General features: G+C 64.7%; 14 protein-coding genes and 1 tRNA gene. 1 reads left to right on the forward strand and 14 read right to left on the reverse strand.

Translation table 11 applies throughout. The features are described 5' to 3' along the window. Positions 1 to 37: 37 nt before the first annotated feature. The 10 genes from EBS11_RS07030 to pepN all read right to left on the reverse strand — a co-directional run bounded on the left by EBS11_RS07030 (position 38) and on the right by pepN (position 13,394). Positions 38 to 748: a tetratricopeptide repeat protein gene (locus EBS11_RS07030; RefSeq protein ID WP_290601587.1), complete on the reverse strand. Its 711-nt coding sequence runs from the start codon at positions 746 to 748 to the stop codon at positions 38 to 40. Positions 749 to 887: 139 nt separating this feature from the next. Further along, entirely contained in the window at positions 888 to 2,294 is a 1,407-nt protein-coding gene (locus EBS11_RS07035; RefSeq protein ID WP_290601589.1) for an efflux transporter outer membrane subunit, read from the reverse strand. Next, positions 2,291 to 3,496, reverse strand: coding sequence for an HlyD family secretion protein (locus tag EBS11_RS07040; protein WP_290601591.1), 1,206 nt, complete (start codon positions 3,494 to 3,496; stop codon positions 2,291 to 2,293). The genes EBS11_RS07035 and EBS11_RS07040 overlap by 4 nt, the downstream gene beginning before the upstream one ends. Next, positions 3,483 to 5,177, reverse strand: a complete 1,695-nt coding sequence (locus tag EBS11_RS07045; protein ID WP_290601593.1) for an MFS transporter — start codon at positions 5,175 to 5,177, stop codon at positions 3,483 to 3,485. Before EBS11_RS07045 ends, EBS11_RS07040 begins: the two co-directional genes overlap by 14 nt. A gap of 148 nt (positions 5,178 to 5,325) precedes the next feature. After that, positions 5,326 to 5,946: a helix-turn-helix transcriptional regulator gene (locus tag EBS11_RS07050; RefSeq protein WP_290601595.1), complete on the reverse strand. Its 621-nt coding sequence runs from the start codon at positions 5,944 to 5,946 to the stop codon at positions 5,326 to 5,328. Positions 5,947 to 6,088: 142 nt separating this feature from the next. Beyond that, a complete protein-coding gene (locus tag EBS11_RS07055) occupies positions 6,089 to 8,500 on the reverse strand; it encodes a catalase (protein WP_290601597.1) in 2,412 nt (803 codons plus the stop codon). A 247-nt stretch (positions 8,501 to 8,747) separates the two neighbouring features. Next, positions 8,748 to 9,101 carry a hypothetical protein gene (locus EBS11_RS07060; protein ID WP_290601598.1) on the reverse strand — a complete coding sequence of 118 codons (354 nt, stop codon included), beginning with the start codon at positions 9,099 to 9,101 and terminating at the stop codon, positions 8,748 to 8,750. 356 nt (positions 9,102 to 9,457) lie between these two features. Further along, positions 9,458 to 9,533 (reverse strand) — tRNA-Thr (locus tag EBS11_RS07065). Between the two features lie 116 nt (positions 9,534 to 9,649). Next, positions 9,650 to 10,651, reverse strand: coding sequence for a class 1 fructose-bisphosphatase (locus EBS11_RS07070; protein ID WP_290601600.1), 1,002 nt, complete (start codon positions 10,649 to 10,651; stop codon positions 9,650 to 9,652). An 88-nt stretch (positions 10,652 to 10,739) separates the two neighbouring features. Next, positions 10,740 to 13,394: an aminopeptidase N gene (gene pepN, locus EBS11_RS07075; protein WP_290601602.1), complete on the reverse strand. Its 2,655-nt coding sequence runs from the start codon at positions 13,392 to 13,394 to the stop codon at positions 10,740 to 10,742. Positions 13,395 to 13,632: 238 nt separating this feature from the next. Here pepN and EBS11_RS07080 point away from each other — a divergent pair, with 238 nt between their 5' ends. Continuing rightward, positions 13,633 to 14,262, forward strand: a complete 630-nt coding sequence (locus EBS11_RS07080; RefSeq protein WP_290601604.1) for a DUF4136 domain-containing protein — start codon at positions 13,633 to 13,635, stop codon at positions 14,260 to 14,262. Between the two features lie 177 nt (positions 14,263 to 14,439). Here EBS11_RS07080 and EBS11_RS07085 read toward each other — a convergent pair whose 3' ends face one another. From EBS11_RS07085 to EBS11_RS07100, 4 genes are all read right to left on the reverse strand, one after another. Then, positions 14,440 to 15,369, reverse strand: a complete 930-nt coding sequence (locus tag EBS11_RS07085) for a quinone oxidoreductase (protein WP_290601688.1) — start codon at positions 15,367 to 15,369, stop codon at positions 14,440 to 14,442. Positions 15,370 to 15,462: 93 nt separating this feature from the next. After that, entirely contained in the window at positions 15,463 to 15,852 is a 390-nt protein-coding gene (locus EBS11_RS07090; RefSeq protein ID WP_290601605.1) for a methylglyoxal synthase, read from the reverse strand. Between the two features lie 29 nt (positions 15,853 to 15,881). Then, complete coding sequence (locus EBS11_RS07095) at positions 15,882 to 16,802, reverse strand: DMT family transporter (protein ID WP_290601607.1); 921 nt, start codon at positions 16,800 to 16,802, stop codon at positions 15,882 to 15,884. A 118-nt stretch (positions 16,803 to 16,920) separates the two neighbouring features. Beyond that, the gene (locus tag EBS11_RS07100) at positions 16,921 to 19,404 is read right to left on the reverse strand and encodes an alkaline phosphatase D family protein (RefSeq protein ID WP_290601609.1); all 2,484 of its coding nucleotides are present in this window, start codon (positions 19,402 to 19,404) and stop codon (positions 16,921 to 16,923) included. Positions 19,405 to 19,432: the final 28 nt, after the last annotated feature.

Genomic DNA, 19,432 nt, shown 5'->3' on the forward strand with positions numbered 1-19,432 from the left:
GGGTCAGACCCGCCGGGTCTGACCCCACGCTAGCCAGCTATCGGCGCGCCGCCTCCAGGCGCGCCAGCAGCGGTGCATACATCGAGCGCGTATGGCTGCTCCAACGGGCCATGGCGCTGTCGATGTCCGCGCACAGGCGCTCGGCCAGCACTTTGTCGCCCTGCTGCAGCGCCCAGATCGCGTATTCGGCGCGGCACTCGAAACTGCCATGGCGCGTCAGCGCATCGTCGAATTCCGCCTTGGCCTCCGCCTGGCGCCCGCTTTGCGCCAGCGCGCGCGCCGTCAGCAGCGACACCATCTCGGGACGAAAATGGATGTCGCTGCGGCGGATGAATGCCAGGTGCGTCAGCGCTTCGGCACCGCGTTCGCACTCCAGGTAGGCGCGCGCCGCGCCGAGGCGAATTTCCAGGTCCGATGAAAACGCGCCCTGCAGACAAGCTTCATACGTCGCCGCCGCCTCCTGCGGATTGCCCGCTTCCAGCTGCGCGCTGGCCAGGCGCATCTGGTTCTGCGCCGTCGGCGTGTACTCGAATGCCGCTTTCGCCTCACGCAGTTCGCGGTTCGGGTCCAGCACCTGCACGGCTACGGACGCCACCTTGCGCGCCCCTTGCGGCAGGCGCGAGTTGGGCAGGTAGATGGCGAAGAAATACACCACGCTGCCCAGCAGAGGAAACATGAATAAAATGAGCAGCCAGTACAGCTGCTGCCCGTTGCGCACCACGTGAACCGCAAAGAAAACTGCGATCAATATGTGGATGCCTATGCCAAAAATCGTCATGCCGCGACCTCGTTCGTTCGTGATGGGAGCAGCTGGCACCATGCCGCCGCTTTCCCAGGTGAGGATATTACACTGGCCGCCGCCGGACGTCGCGCCGGGCACGCCGGCGCTACGGCGCGCTGGCTTGCCAGCCGCCGCCCATGGCGCGGTACAGGTCGACGCAGGAGACGAGGATGCGCGTTTTCAGTTGCAGCAGGCCCACGTCGGCGCTGTACAGCGTGCGCTGTGCATCGAGTTCCTCCAGGTAGGAGGCGTAGCCGTTGCGGTAGCGGTTATGCGCGATGCGCAGCGTTTCGGCGGCGGTGGCGCGGCGCGCATCGTTTTCCACGGCTTGCTGCTGCAGGCGGTAGATGGCGCCCAGGCTGTTTTCCGTTTCGGCGAAGGCATTGCGCACCACGTTTTCATATGCGTACACGAGCTGGTCGCGCTGCGCGCCCGCCGCATCCGTCTGCGCCTGCACCCGCCCTCCATCGAACAGGGGGCCGGCCGCCAGTGCCGTCAGCCGCCACAGGGCCGTGGGCGCGTGCAGGAAGTCGGTCAAGGTCGTGGCCTGGCCGCCGCCTGCCGCCGTCAGCTTGAACGAAGGCAGCAGCTGGTCGCGCGTGGCCGCCAGGCTGGCATTCGCCGCCGCCAGGTTGTGTTCCGCGCGCGCGATGTCGGGCCGCCGGCGCAGCAGCTCCGATGGCAGTCCCGCCGGCACGGCCGGAGCACTCAGTTGCGCCAGCGGCATGCCGCGCGCGATGGGACCGGGATTGCCGCCCACAAGCACGGCAAGCGCGTTTTCCTGCTCGAAGATCTGCCGCTGCAATTGCGGCACCTGCTCGGCCGCCGCATGGTATTCCGATTGCGCCTGCAGCCATTCCAGGCGCGAGCTGTAGCCCACCTCGAACTGCTTGCGCGCCAGCTCGCGCGACTGTTCGCGCAGCTGCAGGGTCGATTGCGTCAGCTCCAGCTGCGCATCGAGGCCGCGCAGATTCAGGTAGGCCGTGGCCACGCTGGCGGCAATCGACAGGGCCGCCGCATCGAGGCTGGCCTGCTCGGCGCGGTAGCTCTCGCCCGCCGCATCGCTGAGTTTCGCCAGCCGGCCCCACACGTCGATTTCATAGCTGGCCTGCAGCTCGGCCTGGAAGACATTCGTCACGTAGGGCACGCCGTTGTAGGCCAGGGTGCGCGTGCGCGTGGGCGAGCCGTCGAAAGCCAGGTTCGGCGCGCGGTTGGCATCGGCCTGCGCCAGGCGTGCGCGGTATTCCTGCACGCGGGCGCGCGCCACGCGCAAGTCACCATTGCGCGCCAGCGCCTCGCCCACCAGGTCGCTCAGCACCGGGTCGCCGAACGCCTGCCACCACAGCTGCTCGACATGCGCGCCGCTGGAAGCGGCATCCGGCGCAGGCGCGCCGGCGGCCGGCGCGCGCCAGCCGGACGGCAGCTGCAGGGTCGACGCAGGCTGCGGCGGAGCCTTGGCAGCGCAGCCTGCCAGCGCCAGCGCAGCGGCAATCAGCAATGGGCGGCGTCTCATGGCTTGGCCTTCGCGGGCGCCTTCTTCGGCGGGGGCGGCGGCGGTGCGGGATTTTCCGCCGAATCATTCAGCACGGCGGAAGTATCGACGCTGACCACCACCGACATGCCCGGCACCAGGCGGCGCGCATTCGCCTGGCCCGGATCGATGCGGATGCGCACGGGGATGCGCTGGGCGATCTTGAGGTAGTTGCCCGTCGCATTATCGGCCGGCAGCACGGAAAACTCGGAGCCCGTGGCCGGCGAGATGCGCTCGACCTGTCCCGTCAGCACGGCGCCATCGAGGGCGTCGACGTGGAAGGTGGCGCTCTGCCCTTCCTGCACGCCATTCATCTGCGTTTCCTTGAAATTGGCGATCACCCACATCTGGCGCGGCACCAGCGCCATCAGCTGCGCGCCCGAATTCACGTAGGCGCCCTGGCGCACCGTCACCTGGCCCAATTGCCCATCGGACGGCGCCACGATGCGCGTGTTATCGAGGTCGATCTTCGCCGCCTTGACAGCCGCCTGCGCGTTCGCCACCGCCGCTTCCAGCGCCTGCTTGTTCACCACCACGGAATGCGCGCTTTGCTGGGCGATGTCGAGGTTGGCCCGCGCCTGCGCCAGCGCGGCAGCCATCTGCGCCTGCGCGGCGCGCGACTGGTCGTGCTCGCGCTGCGACAGCGAACCGTCGGCCACCAGCTGCTCCACGCGGTTCAAGTCGGCGCTGGCCTTGCGCGCCTGCGCTTCCGCATTCGCCATCACCGCCTGGCTGACGGCGATGCCGGCTTCCGCGCTGGCCTTCTGCTGCGCCCAGTTCGACAGCGCCGCCTGCTGCGCCGCCAGCTGGGCCTGCGCCTGCTCGTAGCGCTGCTGGTAGATGCGGTCGTCGATGCGCACCAGCAGCTGGCCTTCCTTGACGTCCATGAAATCCTGCACCGTCACCTCCACCACGTAGCCGGACAGCTGCGTGCCGATGATGGTCACCTGGCCCCGCACGGTGGCGTTTTCCGTCGTCACGATGGGACTGGTGAACGGCGGCAGGCGCCACGCATACAGCACGATCAGCACGCCCACCAAAGCCACCGCGGCAAAGGCCAGCGCGGACAGCCACTGGTGGCGGCGGTCCGGCTGCGGCGGCGTGGATGCCGGCGCAGGTGCCGGCGCGGACGGTGCTGCGGGGGCTGGCGTGGCGGCGGGAGGCGTGGTGTTATTGTCTGTCATTGCTCGGTTCCGAATTGGTAATGGGGACGATGGACATGGCCGTCTGCGCGTCGCGCACGGGGCCGACCAGGCGCCGCGCGCCAATGGTGATGCGGGTCCAGAACTGGCTGACCAGCATCCACAGCAAGGTGGCGAGGGCGACGCCGGCGATCATCAAAAAAACATCGTTGTAGGCGAGGACGTTGGCTTCCCGCGTGGCGATGGCGCCCAGGCGCGCCACGCCTTCGGCGCTGCGCAAGGTGGGGTCCATCAGCACGCCGCCATAGCCGGCCGCGCCCGACTGCACGCGCGCCGCCACCTGCGGGTCGAGCATGGTGAGGTGCTCGACCAGGTAGCTGGAATGGTATTTTTCGCGCGCCGTCTGGATGGTGCCGACGATGGCCGAACCGAGCAGGCCGCCCAGATTCTGCGTCATGGTAAACATCACGGAAAAACTCACCAGGTTGCGCGGTTCGGCGATCACGGCACCCATGCCGGCCACCATGGTGGGGCCGAGAAAATACGTGCCGCCGAAGGCCAGCAGGAACTGGCTCACGTACATGTTGACGGGGCGCGTCTGGCTGGTGGCGTGCGCATCGATCAGGGCGCCGGCCGCGATCAGCAGCAGCGCGAACATCAGCGAGCGGTTCAGGGTCGCCGGGTTGATCGTCAGGGCGCTGACCACCAGGCCCGCCACGCTGCCCAGCAATACCACGATGAACAGGTTCTGCATCTGGTCCGTGTTCAGGCCCAGCGCCTGCAGGAAGCCCACGGCCCCCGTCGACTCGGACAGCACGATGCGAAACAGCAGCACGGACAGGAACAGCTTGGCGATCTTGCCCGTGGTGAGCCAGCGCGTGTTGAGCAGCGGACGCGCGCGGTTATGTTCGATGGCCAGCGCGGCGGCGATCAGCACGATGGATGCGGCCAGGCAGACGCCGACCCATTCGGAATCCATCCACCACGCCGTGCGTCCCTGCGCCAGCACGGCGCACAGCAGGGCCATGCCGGGCGCGAACAGGATGAAGGTGAGGAAGTCGAGCGGCTCGAAGGTCTGCATGCGGTCGCCGGGCGGCAGTTTCAGGGCCAGCACGCAGCCCAGCGCCAGCAGGGCCAGTCCCAGCTCGAACAGGTACAGGCCGTGCCACTCGCCGATCTGCAGCAATTCGGACGTGAAGATGCGCGCCAGGGGCAAGGCCAGCTGGGCAAAGCCCAGGCCCAGCACCACGCCCTTCAGGCGGTGCCTGGCAGGGAAGGCTTGCAAGGTGTAGTACAGTCCCAGCACGCCCAGCGCGCCCCCCACCATGCCATGCGCGGCCCGCACGGCAATCGCCGACGACAGGCTGTTGGCATACAGGTGGGCAAAGGTGACGAGCGCATACAACACCAGGAATGCTTCCGTGAACAGGCGCAGGCCGAACTGCTGGCGGAATTTCACCAGCAGCAGATTCATGGAGACGATGGTCATCACGTAGGCGGCCGGCAGCCACTGCATCTGGTAGGCATACGCGCCCAGCGAACCTTGCAGGTTCAGCAAGTTGGCCGTCACCAGGCCATTGCCCAATCCCCCCGTCAGCGCGACGATCAGGCCGACGATGAAATACGCGACGCGCCTGGGCGTCGGGTGTTCAGGCATCGATGGCGACCCGGGCAAGGTCGGGCGTTCGCCCGGCCCCCAGGTCCGTGGTGTGTACTTGTCCATGCGGCAATCGCGATCTGGTTTGCTGAAACCGTTCTCTGCTGTTTTGCTGCTGTTAAGCAAACAGTTGCAAATGAACAGTTCTCATGCGCAGCATATCACCGCAGGAGGTTTTCATTGTTTACATTGTTGCGAGGCGTCGTCCAGCCGCTCACGTTCCCGCTTTCGCGGCACCGCTGCGCTCGCGCCTGCGCGAAAAATACCAGTCGGCCAGGTAGCGGATGACACAGGCGAACAGCGTCATTTGCAAGCTGAGCACGGCGAAGGCGCGCGGCGTTGCGCTGAAGCTGGCAAACAGCAGGGCCAGGGCGCCGAAGACAAAGCCGAATTGCACCGTGCGGCGGGCAGGCGTCGCCAGCGCAGCCTGCCCGGAAAAGTACCAGCCCAGGCCCGCATACAGGGCGGCGGCGATGGCCAGCATGCATGCCAGCGGCATGACCACGGGCGGGAGCAAGCCCGAGGCGGACAACAGCGCGGCGCCCGCCGCCGGCAGGGCCAGCCAGGCAGCGGCACGATGGCGCACGGAAGCGGCGCCAGAGCATGCCGCCACCGGCACCGGGCTGTCCTGCGGCGCCCGTTCACGCAGCGACAGCGCACGCACGTCGATGCCGAACACGGCGGCGAGCGCCATGCGCGTCTCATTGGAAGCGCTGCCGTCGGCCTCGACCCGCTGTATCGTGCGCAGGCTCACGTCGGCGCTGGCCGCCAATTGCTCCTGCGACCAGGCGCGCTCCGTGCGCAGCCGCCGGACGGTGCTTGCATCAATTTTCATGTCGTCATCCATGGTAAGGCTCCAAGAGAAAAGAAAGGAAGCCAAGGATGCCGAGTCTACAACAGAAATACGACGACATGATGCCGCCAGCGGGGCGACAGCCAGCCGCCACCCCGCCAGGACAGCACGCCGGCGCCCTGCATCACACCCTGGGCGGGTCCGTCTCGCGCGCAAACGCCCGGTGCGCCGCCAGCGCCTTCTTGAAGGCAGCCACGGCTTTCACGACGTCGCCGGACGGGACGACAAAGATGGCAGGGTCAGGTTTGCCGTCCGGCAAAGTCGTCGGCACGCCAGCCTGGTCCAGCAAGCCCTTGCCCGCGCCGACGGCCAGCATCGGCTTGCAGTGGCGGTATTGCAGGCGCAGAAAATCGAGCGCGTTGGCGTCGCTGCCCAGCTGCTGCACGGCACCCTGCCCGTCGGGAATCACGACGGCATCGAACAGCACGGACGGCCCGGTTTCCAGCGATATCTCCACGGCCAGCGGTGCGCCGCCGCTCGTGTCGACCTTGCCCAGGTGGCTGCCCACCAGGCGCGGCACGGCGCCGTCGGCCAGGAGGGACGCATAGATATTGCGCACCTGCGCGCCATCGCTGCCCGGCCCCACGAGGATGGCCACGCGCAGAGTGTGGATGCCCGTCTTGCCTGGTCGGAAAAAGAGCGACAGTTCCGGCGACGGCGGATAGCTGGGCATGGGCAGCATGGAAGCGAGCGGCATGGCCGGCGGCAAGGCCAGGCCCAGGCCATCGGCCAGGCGCTGCGCCAAGGTTTCATCGACGTTGCGCAGCATGGCGACGACGCGCTGGCGGATGGCCACCGTCTGCACCTTGCTCAGCTCAAAGCGGAAGGCATGCACGATATGATCCTGCTCGACGGGCGTCTGGCTGATCCAGAACAGCCGCCCCTGTGCATAGTGCTCGGCGAACTTCTCGGGCTTGCCGCGCACCTTGTCGCCCTCGACAGGGGCGGGAAAGCTGTTGAAACCCTTCGCCCCGGCCTGGAAGGGACAGCCGCCCGCCAGCGAGTTGGGTTCATACGCCACCCTTCCGCGGTTGATGGCCTGGCGGTGGATGCCGTCGCGCTGGTTGTTGTGCAGCGGTGCCAGCGGCGCGTTGATGGGGATTTCATGGAAGTTGGCGCCGCCCAAACGCGTGATCTGCGTATCCACATACGAGTGGATGCGGCCTTGCAGCAGGGGATCGTTGGAAAAATCGATGCCGGGCACGATGTGCGCCGTACAGAAGGCCACCTGCTCCGTCTCGGCAAAAAAATTGTCCGGGTTGCGGTTCAAGACCATTTTCCCCACCGGGATCAGGGGCACGAGTTCCTCGGGAATCAGCTTGGTGGGGTCGAGCACGTCGAAGGGGAAGGCCTCCGCCTGTTCTTCCGTGAAGACCTGGAAGGCCAGCTCGTATTCGGGATACTCGCCGCACTCGATGGCTTCCCACAGGTCGCGCCGGTGGAAGTCGGAATCGGCGCCGCTGAGCTTGACGGCTTCATCCCACACGAGGGAATGCGTGCCGGCCATGGGCGACCAGTGGAACTTGCAGAAGACGGACTGTCCCTTGGCATTCACGAGACGGAAGGTATGCACGCCAAAGCCCTGCATCATGCGGAAACTGCGCGGGATGGCGCGGTCGGACATGACCCACATCAACATGTGCGTGATTTCCGGCGACAGCGAGGCGAAGTCCCAGAAGGTGTCGTGCGCGCTGGCCGCCTGCGGGATGCCGTTGTTCGGCTCGGGCTTGACGGCGTGGATGAGATCCGGGAACTTCATCGCATCCTGGATGAAGAAGACGGGAATATTATTGCCGACCAGGTCCCAGTTGCCTTCGTCCGTATAAAACTTCACGGCAAAGCCGCGCACGTCGCGCGCCGTGTCGGTCGAACCGCGCTCGCCGGCCACCGTGGAAAAGCGCACGAAGACGGGCGTGCGCTTGCCCGCCTTGGCGAACGGCGCGGCGCGCGTCAGCTTGCTTTGCTCCTTGTAGCATTCGAAGTAGCCGTGTGCGGCGGAACCGCGCGCATGCACGACGCGCTCGGGGATGCGCTCGTGGTCGAAATGCGTGAGTTTTTCACGCAAGATAAAGTCTTCCATCAGGGTGGGACCGCGCAAACCCGCCTTCAGCGAATTCTGGTTGTCGCCCACGGGCACGCCCTGGTTCGTCGTCAGCACGCAGCCGCTGTCGTCGGCGCGGGCGCCATCGAGCGAAGCGTTGCGCGCATTCTCGCCCAGCGCGGGCTGGCCATCGCCCACCTTCGGCGAAGGCGTCGCCTCGCCCGTCGTGCTGGCCGTGGCCAGTGCTTCATCCGACGCCACATGCACGCCCTCGGCCGGCGCGCGCGCCGCTTCGCCGTACTGGCCGGCGACGTTCGGATTATCGGGCATGGCGGCCGACAGCGCCTGGCCGGCGGCCGCTTTCTTCAGCAGCGCCTGCGCCGCGGCATGGTTGCTGCCCAGGCTTTGCGGCGGATCGGTCTCGGATGGGCCGGACATGCTGCTCAATACGGAACCCGCACCGTCCGTGGACGGCGTTTTCTTGTTGGTAGCCATTACATCTCCTGTGAGTAGTCTGCCCCGGGAAGTAACGCTACAACTCCCTCATTCAGCGCACGAACAGGGCAATCAAAATAATGATGGGAATAGGTACACCGATCAACCACAACAAAATGGAGCGCATTTTCCACCCTCCTACTGCGTGCTACACCTACCTCGTACGCGTGGGCGCTGCTCCGGCCCGCCGTGATGGCAGACCGGACCAGCGCCCACGACAAAGACCTTGCGGAGCCGCGTAAGAGACTTACTTGCGCGAACCCAGCAGCTTCGACAAGCCATAACCGGCCGCTGCCGCAATCAGCAGCGATACGGCCGGGCGCTCGCGCACATAATCGCGGCCCGTTTCACCGGCACGCTGGCAGGCGGCACCCAGCTGCTTGCCGCGCGCCACCAGGCGTTCGGATGCCTTGGACACGGTGTCGCTGACCTGGTCGATGCGTTCACCCACCTGGTCCACGCCGTCGTGGGCGCGTGTGGCGACCTTGTCGACGAGCGGCTGGGCCTGGTCAGCCACCTTGTCGATGGTGCGGTGCAAATCCTGACGGGTATCCTGGGCCGTGCCGTTCAAGTCGGAGCTGGCTTTTTCAATCGCGTTCATGATGGTTTCCTTTAATGGTGAATAAATCCAACCATGCTCGATGCCGTGACCGAATCATGATTCTCCTCGCTTCCGGGACAGAAGAAGCGGCTAAACGCTGCCGGGCTGAGCCATATCAAACATGGGATCAGCAGCAAGCTGTTGGCACCACCTTAACCGCGCCCGCCGTGCGCCACCGTGCGCTGCCACACCTTGAAGGCCAGACTTAAATTCCTGTTGGAAATAACGATTCCCGCCAGCGGGGCTGGGTCGGGCGGGCAGCAGCGGAAGCGCCGCCAGCGCAAGCGGGCCATGACAAAGCGACAGACGAAAAAAAACCACCGTTTGAGCGGTGGTTTTTTTCTACTGCGAATACTTGGTGCCGTTGGCCGGAATCGAACTGGCGACCTTCACATTACGAATGTGCTGCTCTACCAACTGAGCTACAACGGCGAAGACCCACATTCTACAAACAATGCACAAAATTTGCTAGTGTCAATGCGATCTTTTTTTCATTTTTTTTAGCGGCCCGGCTGCAGACCGCCAAAAATCGTGGAAAAGTGCGGGGTTTACTCCGCGTGGTAAGCCGTCACGCGAGCCACTTCGTCCTTCGAGCCGAGGAAGACGGGCACGCGCTGGTGCAGCTTGTGCGGAGCGATGTCCATGATGCGCTGCTGGCCGTCGGTGGCGGCGCCGCCGGCTTGCTCCACGATGAAGGCCATCGGGTTCGCTTCGTACATCAGGCGCAGCTTGCCCGGCATGGAGGTGTCGCGCAGGTCGGCCGGGTACATGAAGATGCCGCCGCGGTTCAGGATGCGGTGCACGTCGGCCACCATCGAGGCGATCCAGCGCATGTTGAAATTGGTGCCGCGCGGGCCCGTGTCGCCGGCCAGCAGTTCATCGACATAGCGCTTCACGGGCGGATGCCAGTGACGCGCGTTCGACATGTTGATGGCAAATTCCTTGGTGGTGGCAGGAATCTGCATATTGCTTTGCGTAAGCACCCACGAACCCATCTCGCGGTCCAGGGTAAAGCAGTTCACGCCATTGCCGAAGGTCAGTACCAGCATGGTTTGCGGGCCGTACACGGCGTAGCCGGCCGCCACTTGCTTGCTGCCGGCCTGCATGAAGTCCTGCTCCGTCGGTTCGGCCATGCCTTCCGGCGCCTTCAGCACCGAGAAAATGGTACCGATCGAGACGTTGACGTCGATGTTCGACGAGCCATCCAGTGGGTCGAACAGCAGCATGTATTCGCCCTTCGGATAGCGGTTCGGGATCGGATGGATCGATTCCATCTCTTCCGACGCCATGGCCGCCAGGTGGCCGCCCCATTCATTTGCCTCGAGCAGGATCTCGTTGGAGATGATGTCGAGCTTTTTCTGGACCTCGCCCTGCACGTTTTCCGTGTCGGCCGTGCCCAGCACCTCGCCCAGCGCGCCCTTGCTGACGGCGTGGCTGATGGTCTTGCAGGCGCGCGCGACTACTTCGATCAGCAGGCGCAGTTCGGCCGGAATGCTGTTGTTCGAGCGCTGCTCTTCAACCAGGTATTGCGTAAGACTGATGCGTTTCATGAATTCCCTTTTGTTTTGGTGATTATTTTTTCTGGCCCAACCCGACAGCAAAAAGCTGGGGTCGGACCCGGCGGGGCTGCCCCCGGAATTAGTTGGCCAGCGCCTTGCTGACCACTTCCATCACGTCGTTCGACAGGCTGGCCTGGCCGGCGACCTGTTCCAGCGCGCCGCGCATGTGGCCTTGCAGCGCGGGCACGTAACGGCGCCAGCGGTCCATGGAACGGGCCAGGCGCGCCGCCACTTGCGGATTCAGGGCGTCGAGGGCGATGACTTGCTCGGCCCAGAAGGCGTAGCCGCTGCCATCCGCCGCGTGGAACTGCGACGGATTGCCATTCGTGAAGTTGAAAATCAGGCTGCGCGCGCGGTTCGGATTTTTCAGGGTGAAGGCCGGATGCGTCATCAGCTGGCGCACGGCTTGCACGTCCGTCGATGGCGCCGCGGCCTGCATGGCGAACCACTTGTCGACCACCAGCGCCTCGTTCTCGAAGTCGGCATAGAAGCTGGCCAGCGCCGCCTGCGCGTGTGTCGTGGAACCGGAATGGATCAGGGCGCCCAGCGCGGCCGCGCGGTCCGTCATGTTGCCTGCGCTGTCGAACTGCTGCTGCGCCAGGGCCAGCTCCTGCTCGCCCGGGGCGATCAGCAAGTAGGACAGGGCCAGGTTTTTCAGCGCCCTCTTGCCGGCCGACAGCGCATCCGGGCTGTATTCGCCCGGCGTCTGGTTGGCGTGGTATTGCGCCAGCAATTCAGGCTTCAGGGCGGCGGCGATGGTGCGGCGCATGAACTGGCGCGCCGCGTGGATCGCCTGCGGATCGACTTGCGCCATGCGCTCGGCGATGATGGTTTCCGACGGCAGGATCAAGGCTAGCTCGCGGAAGGCGGCGTCCAGCGTATCGTCCACCAGCAAGGCGCGCTGCGCTTCGATGAAGGTGTCGTCCAGCGCCAGGGTTGCGCCGGCGGCGACCGCGCCCGTCAGTTTCAGCAAGCGCTCCATGGCCAGGCGCTGGCCCGCTTCCCAGCGGTTCACGGGGTCGCTGTCATGGCGGAACAGGTGCAGCAACTGGTCGTCGCTGTAGTCGTATTCCAGCACCACGGGCGCGGAGAAATCGCGCAGCAGCGACGGCACGGGCGCTTCCGCCACATTCGTGAAGCGGAAGGTCTGCGTCGCCTCGGTCAGTTCCAGCACGACGCTGGTGGCGCCGTTCGTCGCCACGCCATCGACGTGCAGCGGCAGGTCGCGGCCATCCGCGCCCAGCAAGCCGACGGTGACGGGAATGTGGAAGGGCAGCTTTTCCGGCTGGCCCGGCGTGGCGGGACAGCTTTGCGCCAGGGTCAGCTCGAACGTCCGGCTGACCGCGTCGTAGCGCGTGGACGCCGTGACGACGGGCGTGCCGGCCTGGCTGTACCAGCGCTCGAACTGCGTGAAGTCGCGGCCATTCGCATCGGCCATGGCGGCGCGGAAGTCGTCGCACTGCACCGCCTGGCCATCGTGGCGCTCGAAGTACAGGTCCATGCCCTTGCGGAAGCCGTCGCGGCCCACGAGGGTCTGGTACATGCGCACCACTTCGGCGCCCTTTTCGTAGATCGTGACGGTATAAAAGTTATTGATCTCGACGAAGGAGTCAGGGCGCACGGGATGCGCCATCGGTCCTGCGTCCTCGGGGAACTGCGCCTGGCGCAAGGTGCGCACCTGGTCGATGCGCGTGACGGCGCGGCCCGTGTCCGTGCCGATCATGTCGGCCGAGAATTCCTGGTCGCGGAACACCGTCAGGCCTTCCTTCAAGGACAGCTGGAACCAGTCGCGGCACGTCACGCGGTTGCCCGTCCAGTTGTGGAAGTACTCGTGGCCCACCACCGCTTCGATGCCGGCGTAATCGACATCGGTCGCCACGCGCGGATTGGCCAGCACGTACTTGGTGTTGAAGATGTTCAGGCCCTTGTTTTCCATCGCGCCCATGTTGAAGTCGCCCACGGCGACGATCATGAAGCGGTCCAGGTCCAGCTCCAGGCCGAAGCGCTCCTCGTCCCAGCGGATCGAGTTTTTCAGCGACTGCATGGCGTAGTCGGTCTTATCGAGGTTGCCGTCTTCCACCCACACCTGCAGCAGCACTTCGCGGCCCGATTTCAGGGTATAGCGCTCTTCCTGGCACACGAGGCGCGCCGCCACCAGGGCGAACAGGTAGGATGGCTTCTTGAACGGGTCTTCCCACTTGGCGTAATGGCGGCCGTCGCCCAGGTCGCCCTCTTCGATCAGATTGCCGTTCGACAGCAGCACGGGATACTTGTCCTTGTCGGCGCGCAGCATGACCGTGTACTTGGCCATCACGTCCGGGCGGTCCGGGAAGAAGGTGATGCGGCGGAAGCCCTCCGCCTCGCACTGCGTGAAGAAGTTATGGTTCGACACGTACAGGCCGGACAACGAGGTATTGTCCTGCGGCGCCAGCACGGTTTCGATATCGAGCGTCACATCGTCCGGGGCCTTGGGAATCGTCAGCATGCTGGCCGTCAGCTTGTATTGCGACGGTTTCAGCACCTTGCCATTCAGGCGCACCATCACCAGTTCGATATGTTCGCCATGCAATTCGATGCTGCGGCTGGCGCTGGCCGGGTTGTGGCGCAGGCGGATCCGGCTCGCCACCACTGTGCGGGCGGGATCGAGATCGAAACCAAGTTCGACGCTGTCAACCAGGAAACTGGGCGGCGTGTAATCTTTGCGGTAAATCGTCTGAGGGCTGTCTGTGCGCATAGGGATTTGGGTGGGAGCGGAGGCAAAAGCCTATTTTACCAACACCGGCCCCTGATAGTCGCGATTCCCGCGCCAATTGCCGCGATTCGGATCAGGAATGTTGGATTCCCTTACACGCCGACATGCTAGGTAACATTCTGTAATAATGAATGGAAACAAATAGAACTATTCTTATAATACTAAGCGATGAATTGCGTCTACCAACAATGAATTGCAGCTAATCTAAGGAGATCATGCAATGAAACGATATCTCACCATTATGATGGCCGCATTGACCGTGTTGCTGACCGGATGCGCCACCACCATACGCAGCGATGTGACGGCATTCCATGAATGGCCCGCGCAATTGCAGGACAAATCGTATGTTTTTGAAGCCCCGGCACCTGAAAACGACACGCTGGAGTATCGCAACTATCAAAACCTGGTGCGCGCGGAACTGGCCAAGCATGGTTTTGGCGAAGCTTCCGGCCCCGCGGCAGCCAATTTGCGCGTGGCGATGAATTTTTCCACGGTCGATTATCCTGAGCGCGTGCTGCAGGCAACCGACCCGTTCTGGTATGGCCCCGGCTACTGGCCCGGCCGTTATGGCTACCGCTACGGCGCATGGCCAGGCTATGGCCGCTTTGGCTATAACCCCTACTGGTACGGCCCCATGGAAATGGAAGAAAGCGTGCGCCATAAATACGAGCGCGAACTGCGCGTGACGATCAATGACCGCACCGGCAAGAAACTGTACGACGTGACCGTGCAATCGACCAGCAACAAGCGCGCCACGTCGCAAGTGATGCCCGCCATGGTCGCCAGCGCCTTTGCCGACTTCCCCGGCCAGAGCGGCGTCCCTCGCAAGGTGGAAGTCAAAGTGCAGTAAATCGAATGAGCCCGCATAAAAACCGGCTTGTGCAGCAATGCGCAAGCCGGTTTTTTTTCATTCAAGAATAATACGCCTCGGCGGCAAACGTCAGCACGCCGATCAGCGCCACGGCCAGCAGCAGCACGATCAGCAGGCGGCCGAACTTCGGCGCGTCGTCCTTGTCGCCTTCGCCGCTCATGGCACGATGATGGTCGAACCGGTGGTCTTGCGTCCTTCCAGGTCAGCATGGGCCTGGGCGACGTTGGCCAGGCTGTAGCGCTGGTTGATCTCGATTTTGACTTCGCCGCTGCTGACGACGCCGAACAGCGAAGTGGCCATCTCTTCCAGGTTGGCGCGGTTCGAGGCATAGCTGAACAGGGCCGGACGCGTGAGGAACAGCGATCCGCGCGACGCCAGCTCGGACAGGGTGAAGGCCGGCACGGGGCCGGAAGCGTTGCCGAAGCTGACCATCATGCCCAGCGGCGCCAGGCAGTCGAGCGAACCGATGAAGGTGTCCTTGCCGATGGAATCGTAGACGACGGAGACGCCCTTGCCGCCCGTGATCTCGCGCACGCGCTCGACGAAGTTTTCCGTGTTGTAGTTGATGACATGGGCCGCGCCGTGCGCCTTGGCCAGCGCCACCTTTTCATCGGAACCGGCCGTGCCGATCAGGTTCACGCCCAGCACTTTCGCCCACTGGCAGGCGATCAGGCCCACGCCGCCCGCGGCCGCGTGGAACAGCACCGTATCGCCCGCCTTCAGGGCCACCGTGCGGTGGAACAGGTATTGCACCGTCAAGCCTTGCAGCATCATGGCGGCCGCCGTATCGAAACCGATGCGCTCGGGCAGCACCAGCAGCAGGGCCGCCGGCAGGTTGCGCTGCTGCGCGTACGCGCCGTTGATGCGCGCCGCATACGCCACGCGGTCGCCCACCTTCACTTCCGTGACGCCCTCGCCCACCGCCTCGACGATGCCCGCGCCCTCCACGCCCAGGCCATTGGGCAGCGGCTGCGGGTACAGGCCCGTGCGGAAATACACGTCGATGAAATTGAGGCCGATGGCCTCGTGTTTCACGCGCGCTTCGCCGGGGCCCGGCGGCGGCAGTTCCACATCCACATATTCCATCACTTCCGGGCCGCCCGTGCGCTGTACGCGGATGGCTTTGGTGGTAATCGTTGCGCTCACAATATGCTCCTTGAAGAAGAATCGGGAAAAACGTCAGGCGGCGGACTGGGCGCGCGCCTGCAGTTGCGACAGCACCAGGTGCGCCGACGACAGATTCGTCGCGCACGCCACGTTGTGCACGTCGCAGGCGCGCACCAGGGCGTTGATGTCCGGCTCGTGCGGCTGCGGCGTCATCGGGTCGCGCAGGAAGATCACGCAATCGATCAAGCCTTCCACCAGCAGGGAGCCGATCTGCAAGTCGCCGCCGAACGGGCCGGAATGCTTGCGCTCGACCGCCAGGCCCAGCTCGTTGATCAGGCGCCCGCCCGTGGTGCCCGTAGCCGACAGTTCGCAGCCCTTGAGAAAGTCCAGGTATTCGCCCGCCAGGGTAATCATGTCATCTTTTTTCTTGTCGTGGGCAATGAGGGCGATGCGTGTTTTCATGGTGGGAACTTTTCAGTGGGTGGGTGGAATTATTTCTTTTTCGACAGCAAGTAAATACCGGCCAAGACGAGGCTGGTGCCGGCCAGCTGCCAGTTGGTGATCGGCTCATCGAGGATCATGGCGCCCAGGAACAGGGTCGATACGGGGCCGATCATGCCCGCCTGCGACGCGACGGGCGCGCCGATCCGCTCGACGGCGATCATCGTCATGAAGACGGGCATCACCGTGCAAAAGATGCCATTGAGCAATGACAAGCCGTACACGGGCATGGGCTGGATCAGCAGCTCGACGGGGCGCAGGATGAAGAATTGGGCGATGCAGGCAAAGCTGGCCACGCACATGGCGTAGGAAACGAGCCGCATCGAGCCGATGCGCTTCACCAGTTCACCCGAGCCCAGCAGGTACACGGCATAGGAACAGGCCGAACCCAGCACCAGGGTGGAACCGAGCGCCACGTTGCTGGCGCCGCCCTGCAAGTCGTGCACGAACACCAGCACGATGCCGCAGTAGGAAGTGAACAGGGCCAGCCATTGCAGGCGGCTGATGCGCTGCTTGAAGTACACGGTGGTAATCAGGAGCACGAAAGTGGGCGTGAGGAACAGGATCAGCCGCTCCAGCCCCACGGAAATGTATTGCAGTCCGAGAAAGTCCAGATAGCTGGACAGGTAGTAGCCGACGAGACCCAGGCCGACCAGGCGCCAGCGGTCGCTGTTTGATAACGGCGGCTCCGTGCGCATCTGCCAGTACGCGATGACGGCGAACACGGGCAGCGAAAAGATCATCCTGAAGGCGATCAGGGTGACGGCATCGATCTGGTAGCGGTACAGCAGCTTGGCGACGATGGCCTTGGTGGAAAACAGCACCGCCCCGCCCACGGCGATGGCCAGGCCACCGAGGTAGACGGAACGGGGAATCGGGAGAGGAGATGCTTGCGGGGAACTGGAGCTCATCTCCAGATTGTAAGGCAAAAGCGGGAGGCGGCCGATAAGCCCAACGGCAACAACCGGGGTCGGACCCTGAGGGCCCGACCCCAGCCCCTGCTTTGGGCTTGACGTTTAAGAAATAGTTTTAAGACACCACCACCGCCGCCGTGCCCGCCGTCACGGTGGCCGTCGTCACGCGCGCAATCACGTTCGATGGCGCCGCCGTGCCGACCAGCTTGTTCACCTGCTTGAATTGCGCCACCAGCTTGCCCGGCGTCAAAGTGACCACCGTGTAACCCTGCGCATCCGTGTTCAGGTGCTTGATCCACGGATTGTTGCCCAGGCCGGACAATTGCTGCGCCAGACCCAGCAGGGTCACGCTGAAGTCAGTGCTCGCTTTCAAGCCGGCTTGCACGGCCGTCACCGTTGCATCGAGCTGGGCTTCCGGCACGCCCTTGGCGGCCAGGGCGCCGCGCAGCTGCACGCGCAACTGCTCCAGCAGGCTGTCGACGGTCGGCACGGCCTTGCCCATGGTGTAGTCGAGCAGGTTGATGTCCAGATTGACCGTGCCCAGGCCCGTGACGGGGATGGCCAGCGGGTAGCTGACGAGGGTGCCGATGTCGCCCATGGTGCCAGCGGCCGACTTCAGGTAACTGAAGAAGGAATCCGAGCTGACGCCCGCCGACACCAGGTCCACCATGACGGGCGTGCCGCCGCCGGCCGCATCGAAATCGTCGTTGACCGTGCCGGCAAAGAAGGAGTGGATATCGCCCGTGATCGCCACCACGTTGCCGATGGCATTCGTTTTCAGGTGCGCCATCAGGTTCTTGCGTTCGCTGTTGTAGCCATCCCACTGGTCGCAATTAAGCAGGAAGCGCGTGAAGAACGGCGCCAGTGCGGCCTGCTGGCCGGAAGCGGTGACAAAGGCCGAGGCCGCACCCTTGGCCTGCACGTCGGGCTTGATCCAGCCGAAGGCGATCACCTGCGCGGCGGCCGTGGGCGAGCCGCTGTTGTAGGCGGCCACCGTGATGCCGGCCTGCGCGGCGGAGAGACCGGCGCCCACGGCCGCCGCACCCTGCGCGCTGGCGTTGGCTGCCGCGCCGGTGATGGCCATGGCGGCGGCCTGCGCCAGGGTCGTCGATGCGCCCGCCGTCGAGGCGGCCACGATGGCGGACGCCAGCGGCACGCTGCCGCCCACCAATGGCAAGGTCGTGGCGATGGCCTGGCCCACGTTCGTCATGGCGCTCAGGGCCAGCAAGGTGGCGATGGCGTCCGTGCCATTCAGGCCCATGCGCAGCAGCGATACCTCATTGCCCCACAGCTTCCACGTCGACGTGGCCGCCTTCATCTTGCCCTTCCACCAGTCGCGCTGCGTGCTGCCCAGCATGCCGACGGCAGCCAGCGGGTCCGTGCCGGCCTTCGTCGCGGCCGCCATCTTTTGTCCTTCCACGCTGTCGAACAGCGCTTGCGGCACCAGGTAGCGGCTGCCGATGCTGCCCAGCGGCTTGCCCGTGGCGGGGTTGATGGTCGATTCGGCAATCGCATGGTCGGCGCGGTACAGGCGCTCGTCCGTCATCACCAGCTGCATCAGTTTGCCGAACTGGAAATCGCGGTAGATCTGGATATTCTGGAACGTCGTCGCGGCGGCATCGAAGGTGACGTCGGCCGGCATGTATTCGAACCACGCCTGGTTGGCGCTGCGGCGGCGCGCCGGCTGGTGCAGGTCGCTGCCGTCGGCCGCCACGATGCCTTCGTAGGTGGAGGCATCCTGCCAGGCATCGTCCGTGAATTCGTGGTCGTCCCAGATGGCGATGAAGGCAAAGCGCTCGTGCACGGCCTGCAGGCGCGTATCGGTGCGGTATTTCTTGTACAGGTAGCGGTAATCGGCCACCGTGGTGGCGTATTTAGCGCCGGACGTGCCGCTCTTGAACGTGCCATCGGGCAGCTTCAGCTGGTCATGGCGGCTCTCCACGGCGCCGCTCTGGAATGCTTCGCCCACCGTTTCATAGATGTAGTCGCCCAGGTGGACGATGAAGTCGAGCGATTCATTGGCAGCGATGTGCGACAGCGCGCCCCAGTGGTTGATGCTCCAGTCCTGGCACGTCAGGTAGGCGAACTGCAGCTGGCTCACGTCGGCCGTGGCGGCGGGCGCCGTCTTGAAGCGGCCCACGTTCGAGCGCACGTCGCCGGCGATGAACTGGTAAAAGTACACCTGCCCCGGCTGCAGGCCCGTCACCTTGTGGCGCAAGGTATTGTCGAAATCGGCCTTCAGGGGCAGTTTCGCATCGACGACTGGGGTGCCGGCCAGGGCGGTATTGCCGCCCAGCGCGGCCGTATTGTCCGCCGCGCTGACGATGAGGCGCACGGCGAGGTCCGACTTGCCCGCCACGGCAGGCGCGACGGCATCAGAACTGGCGGGCACGACGCGCGTCCACAGCATGACGCTATCCGGGCGCGGATCGCCCGACGCCACGCTTTGCGGGAATTTCCAGTCGCTGCCCGATGCCAGCGGCACGCCGGGGTCGCTGTAATCGGTGCTGCCGCAGGCGGCAAGCCCGGCGGTAGCCACCGAGACGGTGATAAAGCCGCCTAATTTCAGAAATTGCCGCCTGTCCATTTGACTTGCCATGATGTCGCGCCCTCAACTATGGTGAAAG

The organism is Janthinobacterium sp. (assembly GCF_009923995.1).
Classification (GTDB): Bacteria; Pseudomonadota; Gammaproteobacteria; order Burkholderiales; family Burkholderiaceae_D; genus Janthinobacterium.